This window comes from Cupriavidus necator N-1 (assembly GCF_000219215.1).
Taxonomy (GTDB): Bacteria; Pseudomonadota; Gammaproteobacteria; order Burkholderiales; family Burkholderiaceae; genus Cupriavidus; species Cupriavidus necator.
Window position 1 is genome coordinate 2,345,435 of sequence record NC_015726.1, and the last position, 12,618, is coordinate 2,358,052.

Annotated in this window: 11 protein-coding genes; all 11 read right to left on the reverse strand. The window is 66.5% G+C overall.

Going from position 1 to position 12,618, the window contains the following annotated elements:
• Positions 1-10 precede the first annotated feature (10 nt).
• A complete protein-coding gene (gene hflK / locus CNE_RS11030) occupies positions 11-1,369 on the reverse strand; it encodes an FtsH protease activity modulator HflK (protein ID WP_013957213.1) in 1,359 nt (452 codons plus the stop codon).
• A 141-nt stretch (positions 1,370-1,510) separates the two neighbouring features.
• Positions 1,511-2,755, reverse strand: a complete 1,245-nt coding sequence (gene hflX, locus CNE_RS11035; protein ID WP_013957214.1) for a GTPase HflX — start codon at positions 2,753-2,755, stop codon at positions 1,511-1,513.
• 225 nt (positions 2,756-2,980) lie between these two features.
• Complete coding sequence (gene hfq / locus CNE_RS11040; RefSeq protein WP_010809431.1) at positions 2,981-3,220, reverse strand: RNA chaperone Hfq; 240 nt, start codon at positions 3,218-3,220, stop codon at positions 2,981-2,983.
• A 211-nt stretch (positions 3,221-3,431) separates the two neighbouring features.
• Positions 3,432-4,775 (reverse strand): ribosome biogenesis GTPase Der, encoded by a 1,344-nt coding sequence (gene der / locus CNE_RS11045; protein WP_035816329.1) that lies wholly within the window; start codon positions 4,773-4,775, stop codon positions 3,432-3,434.
• A gap of 219 nt (positions 4,776-4,994) precedes the next feature.
• The gene (gene bamB / locus CNE_RS11050) at positions 4,995-6,170 is read right to left on the reverse strand and encodes an outer membrane protein assembly factor BamB (protein WP_013957216.1); all 1,176 of its coding nucleotides are present in this window, start codon (positions 6,168-6,170) and stop codon (positions 4,995-4,997) included.
• Between the two features lie 68 nt (positions 6,171-6,238).
• A complete protein-coding gene (locus CNE_RS11055) occupies positions 6,239-6,871 on the reverse strand; it encodes a tetratricopeptide repeat protein (RefSeq protein WP_013957217.1) in 633 nt (210 codons plus the stop codon).
• 69 nt (positions 6,872-6,940) lie between these two features.
• A complete protein-coding gene (hisS, locus tag CNE_RS11060; RefSeq protein ID WP_013957218.1) occupies positions 6,941-8,311 on the reverse strand; it encodes a histidine--tRNA ligase in 1,371 nt (456 codons plus the stop codon).
• A 39-nt stretch (positions 8,312-8,350) separates the two neighbouring features.
• Positions 8,351-9,643 (reverse strand): flavodoxin-dependent (E)-4-hydroxy-3-methylbut-2-enyl-diphosphate synthase, encoded by a 1,293-nt coding sequence (gene ispG, locus CNE_RS11065; protein ID WP_013957219.1) that lies wholly within the window; start codon positions 9,641-9,643, stop codon positions 8,351-8,353.
• 48 nt (positions 9,644-9,691) lie between these two features.
• Positions 9,692-10,663 (reverse strand): RodZ domain-containing protein, encoded by a 972-nt coding sequence (locus tag CNE_RS11070; RefSeq protein WP_013957220.1) that lies wholly within the window; start codon positions 10,661-10,663, stop codon positions 9,692-9,694.
• Complete coding sequence (gene pilW / locus CNE_RS11075; protein ID WP_013957221.1) at positions 10,656-11,435, reverse strand: type IV pilus biogenesis/stability protein PilW; 780 nt, start codon at positions 11,433-11,435, stop codon at positions 10,656-10,658. Before pilW ends, CNE_RS11070 begins: the two co-directional genes overlap by 8 nt.
• Positions 11,432-12,586: a 23S rRNA (adenine(2503)-C(2))-methyltransferase RlmN gene (rlmN, locus tag CNE_RS11080; RefSeq protein WP_013957222.1), complete on the reverse strand. Its 1,155-nt coding sequence runs from the start codon at positions 12,584-12,586 to the stop codon at positions 11,432-11,434. Before rlmN ends, pilW begins: the two co-directional genes overlap by 4 nt.
• Positions 12,587-12,618: the final 32 nt, after the last annotated feature.

A 12,618-nucleotide genomic window follows, 5' to 3' on the forward strand; every position in this document is an offset into this window, starting at 1 on the left:
GACGGTCTCCTCAGCGCGAGTCGCGGTCGCGGTTGCGCAGCGATTCGCGCGAACGGATATCCGTCGATGCATCCGGCGCGGGTGCCGGCGTGCTCGCGGCACCTGGCTGGCCCGGTTGCGGCGCGGCGCGGCCATCGGCCTGCGCCATCAGCTTGTCCAGCGGCAGGTAGAGGAGATTGTTGCCCTGGCGCGCGTCCACCAGCACCTTGGTCGAATTGCTGTAGATCTGCTGCATGGTTTCCAGATAGATGCGGTCACGCGTCACCTGCGGCGACTTGGCGTACTCGGTCTGCACCGAACGGAAGCGCGAGGCATCGCCCTCGGCCTGCGCCACCACGCGGGAGCGGTAGGCTTCGGACTCTTCCTTCAGGCGCGCCGCGGTACCCTTGGCGCGCGGGAGGATGTCATTGGCATAGGCCTGGCCTTCGCTGATCGCGCGCTCGCGGTCCTGGCTGGCCTTGTTGACGTCGTCGAACGCGGCCTGCACCTGCTCGGGCGGCTGCACGCTCTGCACGTTCACGGACAGCACACGGATGCCGGTCTTGTACGCGGTCAGGATGGCCTGGATCGACTTGGCCAGTTGCTGCGCGATCTGTTCGCGGCTCTCGTACAGCACCGCGTCCATCTTGTTGCGGCCGACGATCTCTCGCACCGAGGTCTCGGCGGCCTGCGTCACCAGCTCTTCATCGCCTCCGCGGTCGGTCTTGTTGAAGAACAGGAATTCGCTGGCGTCCTGGATCACGTATTGCACGGTAAAGCGCACGTCGATGATGTTCTCGTCCTGCGTCAGCATTGACGAGTCTTTCAGGTTGCTGTCCTTGATCGACGTGGAGCGCCCCACCTCGACCGAACGCACGGCCGACAGGTTGACGACCTCGGCCGACTGGACCGGCCAGGGCATGCGCCAGTTGATGCCGGGGCCTGTGGCGTACTTGAACTTGCCGAACTGCAGGATCACCGCAGTCTGGCCTTCCTGCACCATGAAGAAGCCGCTGGCCAGCCAGATGCCGACCACCGCTGCCACGATCACGCCAGCACCCACGCCCGAGCCTTTGCCCGGCGTGCGCGGGCCGCCAAAGCCCTGGTTGCCGCCGCCGTTGTCCTTGCGGCCGAGCAGGCCGTTCAGGCGGCGGTTGAAGTCGCGCCACAGCTCGTCCAGGTCGGGCGGGCCGCCGTCCTGCTGCGGACGCTGGTTCTGCTGGCGGTTGTCGTCGCGACCGTCCTTCTTGTCGTCGTCGTCCTGACCGTTGCGACCCCAGCGCGGATCGTTCAGCGAGAAGATGGCGCGCAGGCGCTGCCAGCCCGCGCGCAGCGCGAAGCGGCCGCCTGGTGTCAGGCTCGAATCAGCATTCCGGGGAAACTGGGGCATGAAGTGCACGGGTCCGGGGAAGTTTGTAACAGGGGGATTCTAGCAGTCATCCGCGCCACTTTTGGCCAATTCGCGCAATCCCGGCGGCAATCGCACCGGAATTGGGCATAAGCTCCGGCGAACTGGCGGCGAATTGACGGGTTAAAGCCTGCCCGAATCCCCCGCATCTGGGTCGTCGCTGCCGTCAGCCACGCCGCCATCATCGGCACTGTCGTAATGCGGCAAGTCGGCCAGGCGCGGATCATAGGGTTGCGGCTCGGGCGGGCGGCTGGCCAGCCATTGCGCCACCTCGACCACGGCCTCGCGCAGCGCATCCAGGCCGAGCCCCTCGCGCGCGCTCAGGAACACGCGGGTGGGGATACCGTCCTCGTCGCGCTCCAGGCGCGGGCCCTGCTCCAACAGCTCTGGCGCGGCATCGATCTTGTTCATCACCACGATCTGCGGGATGTCTAGCGCGTTGATTTCCGCCAGCACGCGGTTGACCTGCTCGATCTGCTCGTGGCGCACCGGGCTCGATGCATCCACCACATGCAGCAGCAGGTCGGCATGCACGGTCTCGTCGAGCGTGGCGCGGAACGCCGCCACCAGTTGCGTGGGCAGGTCGCGGATAAAGCCGACCGTGTCGGACAGCACCACGTTGCCCAGGCCATCCAGGAACAGCCGGCGCGAGGTGGTGTCGAGCGTGGCGAACAGCTGGTCGGCCGCATAGGCGCCAGCCTTGGTCAGCGCGTTGAACAGCGTCGACTTGCCCGCGTTGGTATAGCCCACCAGCGAAATGCTGAGCGTGTCATTGCGCGCGCGGGCGCGCCGCTGCGTGCTGTGCTGGCGCTGCAGCCGCGACAGATCCGACTTGAGCCGCTTGGCGCGCTCGTCCAGCATGCGCCGGTCCAGCTCGAGCTGGCGCTCGCCAGGGCCGCCGCGCATGCCGATGCCGCCCTTCTGCCGCTCCAGGTGGCTCCACGCCCGGACCAGCCGCGACGCGCGGTACTGGACCTGCGCCAGCTCCACCTGCACCTTGCCGACGTGGCTCTGCGCGCGCTGCCCGAAGATGTCCAGGATCAGGCCGGTGCGGTCGATCACGTGGCGGTTCAGGAAGCGTTCCAGGTTGCGCTGCTGCGCCGGGCTCAGGGCGTGGTTGAACACGACCACATCGGCATCCAGCGCATCGGCGGCCTCCTTCAGCTCCTCGGCCTTGCCCGAGCCGATGAACAGCGCCGGATCCGGCCGCGAGCGGCGGCCCGTCAGCGTATGCACCGGCAGCGAGCCGGCGGTAGAGGTCAGCAGCGCCAGTTCACTGAGGCTTTCCTGGAAATCATGCTTGCCGAAGTCGACGCCGACGAGAATGGCGCGCGAGGGGGCGGTATTGGAAGTGGCTCTGGGGTCCAAGGGAGGGCGCGAAAGCGCAGGGAAAAACGGGTTCAGGGGGAAGGCGGGCGGATGTCGGACTCTGTCCTGGCCCCTGCCGGGACAGGCCGCCGCATGATGCGGAACGTGGCGGCAGCGGCGGCTGCGTAGGCAACGGCCGGGCCGCGCGGCACCGGGCGCGATGGCGCACCGGCGCCGGGCATCGGTGCGGCGCCGCGGGGCGCCCGCACGATGCCCGCAAGGAGATCAGGCCTCGGCGGCGTCATCCACGCGGAAATTGACCGCGCGCGCAGGAACGACAGTGGAAATCGCATGCTTGTAGACCATCTGCGTCACGGTGTTGCGCAGCAGGACGACATACTGGTCGAACGATTCGATATTGCCTTGCAGCTTGATGCCATTGACGAGGTAGATGGAAACCGGCACGTGCTCTTTGCGCAGCGCGTTCAGGAACGGGTCTTGTAGCAGTTGCCCTTTGTTGCTCATGGCACACTCCAAATTTATAGGTTTAGTAATGAATGATGGGGATGGAAGTCCCCGGTTCAAGTCAGTCGGCGCAAAAACGCGCCAGAAAAAAGATCAAAAACGGTACCAAGTCGGCGTCAATGCACAGGGAACCCCCTGCTACCGCAAATTTAGCCGCAGTTCCAAACGAACGCAAACGAAAACTTGCCCCGCCAGGGATCCGATTCCGGACTCAATCCTTCGAGTCCGCATACGGATTTTTGTTCGTACGAAATTCGATGCGAAGAGGGGTGCCCTTGAGCTTGAATGCCGTACGGAAACGATTTTCCAGGTAGCGCCGGTAGGTTTCCGCAACGCCCGACAGTGCATTGCCGTGGATCACGATAATGGGCGGATTCGAGCCGCCCTGGTGCGCGTAGCGCAGCTTGGGCCGCGATGCGCCGACCCGCTTGGGCTGCTGGAATTCCACCGCTTCCTGCAGCACACGCGTGAGCTGCGGCGTCGGCAGCTTGACCATCGCCGCGGCGAACGCGTCATCGACCGAACGCATCAGCGCGCCAATGCCGGTACGCTCGCGCGCCGAGACAAAATGGAAATTCGCGAAGCTCAGGAATTGCAGCTTGCGTTCCAGGTCGTGCTTGATGCGGTCGCGGGTATGGCCGTCGAGCCCATCCCATTTATTGACGCCCACCACCAGCGCGCGGCCCGACTCCACGATAAAACCGGCGATGTGCGCGTCCTGCTCGGAAATATCCTGTTGCGCATCGAGCAGCAGGATCACCACGTTGGCATCGGCGATCGACTGCAGCGTCTTGACCACCGAGAACTTCTCGATCGCCTCGAACACCTTGCCGCGCCGGCGCAAGCCCGCCGTGTCGATCAGCGTGTAGGGCTTGCCGCCGCGCTCGAACTCCACGTAGATGGCATCCCGGGTGGTGCCGGGCATGTCGAACGCGATCACGCGCTCTTCACCGATCAGCGTGTTGACCAGCGTGGATTTCCCCACATTGGGGCGCCCGACGATGGCAATCTTGACGCCCTTGCCTTCGTCCGAAATCTCTTCGGCCAGCTCGGGGCGCTCCTGGACCGCGAGCTCGATGGCCTCGTCGACCAGTTCGCTCACGCCATCGCCGTGGGCAGCGGAGATCGCGTAAGGATCACCCATGCCCAGCTCATAGAAATCGGCCGCCACCGAGGTGTACTTCATGCCCTCGGCCTTGTTGACCGCCAGCATGATGCGCCGGCCGGTCTTGCGCAGGTAGTCGGCAATGGCGCGGTCCTGCGGCGCCAGGCCCAGACGGCCGTCGACGATGAAGATCACCACGTCGGCCTCGACCACGGCCTGCTTGGTCTGCTTGGCCATCTCGGCGACGATGCCTTCCTTGACCACCGGCTCAAAGCCGCCGGTATCGATGGCAATGAACGGACGTTCGCCGATGCGCCCTTCCCCGTAATGGCGGTCGCGCGTCAGGCCCGGCAGGTCGGCGACAAGGGCGTCGCGCGATCGGGTCATGCGGTTGAATAGCGTCGACTTGCCCACATTGGGGCGGCCGACAAGTGCGATAACTGGTTTCATGCAATAAACGGAAACGGGGGCCGGCACGCCGCCCCCCGGTAGCTCCGGAGTCAATGGATCCGACGGCACGCCGCGCCACCTGGGCGCGGTCTGCCGCTTGTCCTGTCGGGCGCGGCGCCGGGTCAACGGACCCGCTGCAATTGCCGCGCTAAGGATCATGCTACCGGATTCGGCGCTGGCCGTACCGACAGGTGTACGGCAGCGCGCATTGGATACCTGTCAGCCAGGCTGGAAACCGTAGACGTCGCCGTCGCGGGTCTGGATTACCATGGTCTGCCCCGCCATCACGGGCGCGGCAGTGATGGCACTCCCATCGGTCTTCATGCGTGCGATGACCTGGCCGTCTTCGCGCGACAGGAAGTGTACATAACCTTCAAAGTCACCCATTACCACCGAGCGGCCCAGGGCCAGCGGCGCGCCCAGGCGACGGTTGCGCAGGTCGTTGTTCTTCCAGCGCTCGTTGCCGTTCTGGCGGTCGAACGCATGCACGACCGACTGCTCGTCGCTGGCGTAAATCGCATTGTCATCCTGCGCCGGGCCGCTCGGCGACGAGAAGTCCTTGCCCCACTGCGGCTGGCCGCTGGCCAGCTCCAGGCAGGCCACTCGGCCCTGGAAGGTAGTGGCGCAGACCTGGCGCCCGCTCACCATCGGCAGGCCGGTGACGTCGTTCAGGCGCTCGATCTCCGACACGCCCTTCGGGTACGAGACCGCGCTCTCCCAGCGCAACACGCCGTTGCCCGGCGTCAGCACGCCCAGCTTGCCGCCAGGGAAACCCATCACGATGCCGTCGCCGGCAAACACCATCCCCATCGACGCACGCAGGTTCAGCGGCGTCTGCGAGCGCTGGTAGATCCAGCGGCGCTCGCCGGTCTCGGCGTCCAGGCCGAATACGCGCGTGTCGGTGGTGCGCACCACCACTAGGCCGTTGCCGACCAGCGGCGCCGACAGCACCTCGCCGTTGACCTGCTTCTTCCAGATCTGCTTGCCGCTGGCGTCAAAGGCATAGATGGCGCCCTTCTCGCCGGCGACCGCCGTCACCGAGCCATCGCTGCCCGGGCCCGAGGTCAGGTCTAGGTCGGCCTTGGCCTTCCACAGCACGCGCCCGCTGGCGCCTTCCAGCGCCATCACGTTGCCGTTGTTGGAAGACACGTAGACGTTGTTGCCCGCCGCGGCCGGCTGCATCGAATAGGGGCCGCTCTTGCCCACGTCGGCCTTCCAGGCCTGGCGCACCGACAGCGTGCCCGAGACCGGCTTGAGCTCGGCGGGCGGGTGCTTGTTTTCCTTGCTGAACAGCGAGCAGCCGCCCAGTGTGGCCAGGCAGGCAACCGCCACCAGCGCACGGGTCATGGCGCGGGCGGGCTGGCGATGTACGGCACGGGAAAGCACTGACGTCATAGGGTTACGGTCCTGTTTATACGATCCGCTGGATATGCGGTGTTTGCACGCGTTCGGGAGCGGCCGGATCAGGCCGTGCCCAGCGCATCGAGCTTGAACTGGATAATCTGGCGCATCGCCGGCTCGTCCTGGCCCAGCTTGTCCAGCGCCTTGCGATAGGCCGTGCGCGCATCGTCGCGCTTGTCCTGCGCGGCCAGCAGGTCGCCGCGGCGGTCGGCATACAGCGCCACGAACGCTGCCGGCGGTTCATCCTTGAGCAGCGCCAGACCCTTGTCGTAGGCCTTCTCGTCGAGCAGCACGCCGGCCAGGCGCACGCGCGCCAGGTGCGAGTAGGCTTCGTCGCCGTGGTCGATGGCCCACTGCAACTGACTCTTGGCCGCGGCCAGGTCGCCCGCATCGTACAGCACGCGGCTTGCTACCAGCGCGCTCATCTGGCCATAGGCGGTGCGGCCGTACTTGTCTTCCAGGTCGGTCGCGGCGCGCTTGATGCGCTCGATGTCGCGCGCCTCGGCGGCCTTGAGCACCTGCTCATACAGCACCGCGGCCTCGCCGGCCTGCCTGCGTTCCCAGTACTTCCAGCCGTTCCAGCCGGCAAACGCCAGCAGCGCGACGATCAGCACCCAGGTCAGCGCATTGCCGTACTGGCGCCACCAGGCCTTCAGATTCTCAAGCTGTTCCTGTTCTTCTAGATCGTAAGCCATGTCGAGGCAATCACCTGCGTTGGGTTGGGTACTCGTGTACTGGGGTGTTCCGGCTGGCCAGCGTGCGATTTATTCGCTGGCGCCGACCATTGCGTCGATCAGGTAATCGACCAGGCCTTCGGCCGGCACGGTGGCCTGTTGCCCACCGCCTTCGGCCTGCTCGCGCTGGCGAAGTTCCTTGACTTGGACCACTCCGGCGGCCACTTCGTCCTCGCCAATGATAACGGCATAGGCCGCGCCGCTTGTGTCGGCGCGCTTCATCTGCGATTTGAAGCTGCCGCCCTTGCCGTCGGGGCTGGCGTGCAGCACCACGTCCAGGCCCGCGTCGCGCAGCCGTTCCGCGGCGATCATCGCCTGCTGCGCGGCGGCTTCGCCCTGGTGCACCAGGTAGACGTCGCAGCCCGCCGCATCGGGCACCACGCCTTCTTCGCGGATCAGCTCGATGATGCGTTCGATGCCCATGGCCCAGCCGCACGCGGGCGCGGACTTCCCACCCATCTGCGCGATCAGCGGGTCATAGCGCCCGCCGCCGGCGATGGTGCCTTGTGCGCCCAGCTTGTCGGTGATCCACTCGAACACCGTCAGGTTGTAGTAGTCCAGGCCACGCACCAGGCGCGGGTTGATCTTGAACGGGATGTTGTTGGCCTTGAGCAGGCGCTGCACGCCCTCGAAGTGCGCCAGCGACTCTTCGCCCAGGAAGTCGATCAGCTTGGGCGCGTTGGCCGCCATCTCCTGCAGCGCCGGGTTCTTGGTGTCCAGCACGCGCAGCGGGTTGGTGTACAGGCGGCGCTTGCTGTCGTCGTCCAGGATGTCCTGGAAGCCTTCCAGGTACTTGATCAGCTGTTCGCGGTGCGCGGCGCGTTCATGGGCCTGCCCCAGCGAATTGAGCTCCAGGCGCACGCCTACCAGGCCCAGGTCGTCCCACAGGCGCTGGCACATCAGGATGATTTCCGCATCCACGTCCGGGCCGGCAAAGCCCAGCGCCTCGGCGCCGAGCTGGTGGAACTGGCGGTAGCGGCCGCGCTGCGGGCGCTCGTGGCGGAACATCGGGCCGGTGTACCACAGGCGCTTGGGGCCGTCGTACAGCAGGTTGTGCTCGATGGTGGCGCGCACGGCCGCGGCGGTGCCTTCCGGGCGCAGCGTGAGCTGCTCGCCGTTGAGCGAATCGGTGAAGGAGTACATCTCCTTCTCGACGATGTCGGTGACCTCGCCGATGCCGCGCACGAACAGCTGAGTATGCTCGACGATCGGCGTGCGGATCTGCTGGTAGCCGTAGGCGCGCAGCATGGCGCGTGCGGCATTCTCGAAATGCTCCCACAGCGGCGCGTCCGCCGGCAGCATGTCGTTCATGCCCTTCACGCCCTGCAGGGCCTTGGCGGGGCGCACCTTCGGTTCGGTCTTGGCACCGCCTTCGGCGGCCACATTCTCGGATTGCGTCATTCTGTTCTAGTCAGGCTGCTGGCACCCGGCCGGTCCGGCTCAGGCTGCCACTTCTTTGTCGGCCCGCGCAGCGCCCGGGCCGTAATGCGTGCGAACGTATTCATCTACGATCGCCTGGAACTCTTCTGCAATGCGCTCGCCGCGCAGCGTCTTCACCTTGACGCCGTCGACGAACACCGGCGCCGCCGGCGATTCACCCGAGCCCGGCAACGAGATGCCGATGTTGGCGTGCTTGCTCTCGCCCGGGCCGTTGACGATACAGCCCATCACGGCCACATCCATTTCCTCGACGCCCGGGTAGGCGGTCTTCCAGTGCGGCATCTGCTCGCGCAGGTAGGTCTGGATGCTGGCCGCCAGCTCCTGGAACACCGTGCTGGTGGTGCGCCCGCAGCCCGGGCACGCAATCACCATCGGGGTGAAGTTGCGCAGGCCCATGGTCTGCAGGATTTCCTGCCCCACGTACACTTCCTTTTCGCGCGGCGCGCCGGGTTCCGGCGTCAGCGAGATGCGGATGGTGTCGCCGATGCCTTCCTGCAGCAGCACCGACAGCGCCGCGGTCGAGGCAACGATGCCCTTGCTGCCCATGCCGGCCTCGGTCAGCCCGAGGTGCAGCGCGTAGTCGCAGCGGCGTGCCAGCTCGCGGTAGACCGCGACCAGTTCCTGCACCTGCGACACCTTGCACGACAGGATGATCTGGTCGCCCGGCAGGCCGATTTCCTCGGCCTTCTTCGCCGAATCGATGGCCGAGGTGATCAACGCCTCGATCATCACGCTCTGCGCCGGCCACGGCTCGGCGCGCCCGGCGTTTTCGTCCATGATCCGTGCCAGCAGGTCCTGGTCCAGGCTGCCCCAGTTCACACCGATGCGCACCGGCTTGCTGTAGCGGCACGCCATCTCGATCATCTGCGCGAACTGCGTGTCGCGCTTGGCGCCCTGGCCGACATTGCCGGGGTTGATCCGGTACTTGGACAGCGCCTCGGCACAGGCCGGATAGTCCTGCAGCAGCTTGTGGCCGTTGTAGTGGAAGTCGCCCACCAGCGGCACATCCACGCCCATGCGGTCGAGCTGCTCGCGGATCGACGGCACCGCGGCGGCCGCCTCGGGCGTGTTCACCGTGATGCGCACGATTTCCGAACCCGCGCGCGCCAGTTCCTTGACCTGGATCGCGGTGCCGATGGCATCGACCGTATCCGTATTGGTCATCGACTGCACGCGCACCGGCGCACCGCCGCCAATGGTCACGACATTGTCGCCCCACGCGACGCGCGCCTGGCGCGTCTGGCGGCGCGGCAGCGGACCGGGCAGGACCGGGAGACAGAGCTGTTGGTTCATAGCGTTACCACCTTGCAAAGACGCATCTTGCCGCACCTTGCGCCCGCGTCAGGGCAGCGTCAGGCGCGCCACGTTGTTGCGGTTGGCTGCCTTCAGGTCGACCGGCGTGCCATTGCGCGTCAGCGACTCGACGCCCTTGACGTTGCCGATCACCACCTTGTACGGGGCCGTGCCGCCACCGGCCATGGCCTGGCCAGCCTTGGCGGTACCGCCCATGACGATCTTGCCGCTATTGTCCCGGATCTCATACCAGGTATCGGCGGCAAAGCGGATCTGCAGTTCGCCCTCGCCTGCTGGCGCAGCCGGTGCCGTGGCAGCGGCAGGCGCGGAAGCGGCGGCGGCTGCGGGCAACACCGCAGCCGCGGGGGCTGCCGCGGCACTGGCCGGAGCGGTTTCGGCAGACGGCGCCGGCGAGTCGCTGGCGGCCATGACCGGCGGCAGCGCCGCCGTCACGGTGCCGGCTTCCGTGCTCTGGATCACGGCAGGCGCTTCAGCCGTTACGGTCTCGGCAGCGCTGCTGCGCGCTTCGATCCATGCGCGGATATGGTCAAGCCCGAACCAGCCGCCCGCGGCCACCAACACGGCCACCAGCGCCAGCCAGACCCAGCGGCCGCCGCTGCCGCCCGAGCGGAAGCGGTTGCGGTCGTCGAAGGCCGCATTGATGCCACCCTCGCGCTGCCGGGCAATTTCCGCCACCTGCGCCACCGGGCGCGGCTGGAAGCGTGCCAGCAGCGGGTCGATGTCGACATGCAGCATGCGGGCATAGGCACGCATCACGCCCTTGGCGAAGGTCACGTCGGGCAGTGCCTGCAGGTTGCCGGCCTCGATCGCGCGTAGCTTGCCTGCAGCCACCTTCAGCCGTGCGCTGACGTCTTCCACCGACATCCGCTGCGCCTCGCGCTCGCGCGCCAGCGCTGCGCCGATCTCGCGTGCGGCGGCTTCGCGTTCTCCTTCGTGCGCGCCCCCGCCGACTTGTTGCGTCGGTACGGCCTGGCCTGCGGCGCGGTCGTGCTCACTCATCCCATGCTCCTTGTTCGTAGGCGGTCAACTCACGCGAGTCGGGGAAGCGGCTGCGCAGTTGCGCCCCAAGCGCATCCTGCGTGCGGCTGTCGCCCTGACGGTGGGCAATGCGCGCTCCCAGCCAGAGGGATTGCGCATTGACAAATTGGCTGCTGTTGACGCGCTGGACATACTGCCGGGCCTGCGCGAAGTCGCCGCGCCGGTAGAAAACCAGCGCGAGGTTGGTGTTGGCCACCGGGTTGTTGCGGTCGTAGCCGAGCGCGGCCTTCAGGTTCTTTTCCGCTTCGGCGCTGTGGCCCTGGCGCAGCTCGCACGCACCCAGGCTGATCAGCGGCTTGGCGGGGCCGCCTGCGGACGGCGCCGACATCGCGCGCTGCAGCATCGGCACGGCCTCGCCGTAGCGCCCTTCCTGGCACAGGAACCAGCCGTAGTTGTTGAGCAGGTCGCCGTCGTTGGCACGCATCGACACTGCCGTGCGGAAGCTGTCATCAGCCAGCGTCCGCTCATTCATATTCATGTAGATCAGCGCGCGCACATGGTAGGCGTCGGCGAGCGCCGGATCGATGGCAATGGCCTGCTTGATCTCGTCAAGGGCGACCGTGTTCTGGCCGGCCTCCAGATAGTTGGTGGCCAGCTGCAGCCGGATGCCGGCGCGGCGCCTTGCATCGGTCTGGTCGGAAGCGGTCTGGGGATCCTGCGCCGGCGCATGCGGCAACTGGCAGCCGGACAACATCAGCAGCCCCAGCAGGGCCGCAGCGATCAGACGGATCATGCAGGGCGAACCTCCCGAGGCTGGCCGGAAGCAGTGACCGGCACCAGTGGCGTGATCTTGCCGAACTTGCCGCGCTCGGCCAGGCGGGTGCGGTCCTTGACTTCCCCGGCCAACTGGCCGCAGGCGGCGTCGATATCGTCGCCGCGGGTCTTGCGGATGGTGGTCACGATGCCTGCATCCATCAGCACCTGCGCAAAGCGCCGGATCTGATCGTTGTTGGAACGCTTCAGGCCCGATTCGGGGAACGGATTGAACGGGATCAGGTTGAACTTGCACGGCACGTCGGCCACAAGCTTCAGCAGTTCCCGCGCATGCTCGACGCCGTCGTTGACGCCATCCAGCATGCAGTATTCGAAAGTAATGAAATCGCGCGGCGCGAATTCCAGGTAGCGGCGGCATGCCGCCATCAGTTCGGCCAGCGGGTACTTCTTGTTCAGCGGCACCAGCACGTCGCGCAGGGCGTCGTTGGACGCGTGCAGCGACACGGCGAGAGCCACCGGGAGATCCTTGGACAGCCGGTCCATCATCGGCACCACGCCGGAGGTGGACAGCGTCACGCGGCGGCGCGACAGGCCGTATGCGTTGTCGTCGAGCATCAGGCGCATTGCCGGCACGACGGCGTCGTAGTTCAGCAGCGGCTCGCCCATGCCCATCATCACCACGTTGGAGATGACGCGGTCATCCTTGGGGCCGCGGCCCAGTTGTTCGCGCATGGCGAACTCTGCCATCCACAGCTGGCCGATGATTTCACCGGTGCTGAGGTTGCGCGAAAAACCTTGCTTGCCGGTGGAACAGAACCGGCAGTTGACGGCGCATCCTGCCTGCGAGGAAACGCACAGCGTGCCACGCGTTTCCTCGGGGATGTAGACCGTTTCCACCGCGTTGCCCTGGCCGACGTCGAGCAGCCACTTGCGCGTGCCGTCGGCCGACAGGTTGTCGGTGATGGCGGCAGGCGCGCGGATCTCGGCCCGCGTCGCGAGCTTTTCGCGCAGCGACTTGGCGAGATCCGACATGGCGTCGAAGCGGCTGGCACCGTAGTGGTGGATCCAGCGTTGCAGTTGCCGCGCACGGAACGGCTTCTCGCCGAGCTCGCCGCAATAAGCGGTGAGCGCGTCCGCGTCGAGGTCGAGCAGGTTGACGAGAGCGTTCATGACGGCAAACTCAGCTTCGGTGTCAGTCTAGT

What these genes read in the sequence shown, in the direction of transcription:
- hisS (WP_013957218.1), bottom strand. Translation starts at nt 8,311, where the DNA reads ATGACGCAATCCGAGAATGTGGCCGCCGAAGGCGGTGCCAAGACCGAA.
- hfq (WP_010809431.1), bottom strand. Translation starts at nt 3,220, where the DNA reads ATGAGCAACAAAGGGCAACTGCTACAAGACCCGTTCCTGAACGCGCTG.
- hflK (WP_013957213.1), bottom strand. Translation starts at nt 1,369, where the DNA reads ATGCCCCAGTTTCCCCGGAATGCTGATTCGAGCCTGACACCAGGCGGC.
- ispG (WP_013957219.1), bottom strand. Translation starts at nt 9,643, where the DNA reads ATGAACCAACAGCTCTGTCTCCCGGTCCTGCCCGGTCCGCTGCCGCGC.
- bamB (WP_013957216.1), bottom strand. Translation starts at nt 6,170, where the DNA reads ATGACGTCAGTGCTTTCCCGTGCCGTACATCGCCAGCCCGCCCGCGCC.
- pilW (WP_013957221.1), bottom strand. Translation starts at nt 11,435, where the DNA reads ATGATCCGTCTGATCGCTGCGGCCCTGCTGGGGCTGCTGATGTTGTCC.
- der (WP_035816329.1), bottom strand. Translation starts at nt 4,775, where the DNA reads ATGAAACCAGTTATCGCACTTGTCGGCCGCCCCAATGTGGGCAAGTCG.
- CNE_RS11070 (WP_013957220.1), bottom strand. Translation starts at nt 10,663, where the DNA reads ATGAGTGAGCACGACCGCGCCGCAGGCCAGGCCGTACCGACGCAACAA.
- CNE_RS11055 (WP_013957217.1), bottom strand. Translation starts at nt 6,871, where the DNA reads ATGGCTTACGATCTAGAAGAACAGGAACAGCTTGAGAATCTGAAGGCC.
- rlmN (WP_013957222.1), bottom strand. Translation starts at nt 12,586, where the DNA reads ATGAACGCTCTCGTCAACCTGCTCGACCTCGACGCGGACGCGCTCACC.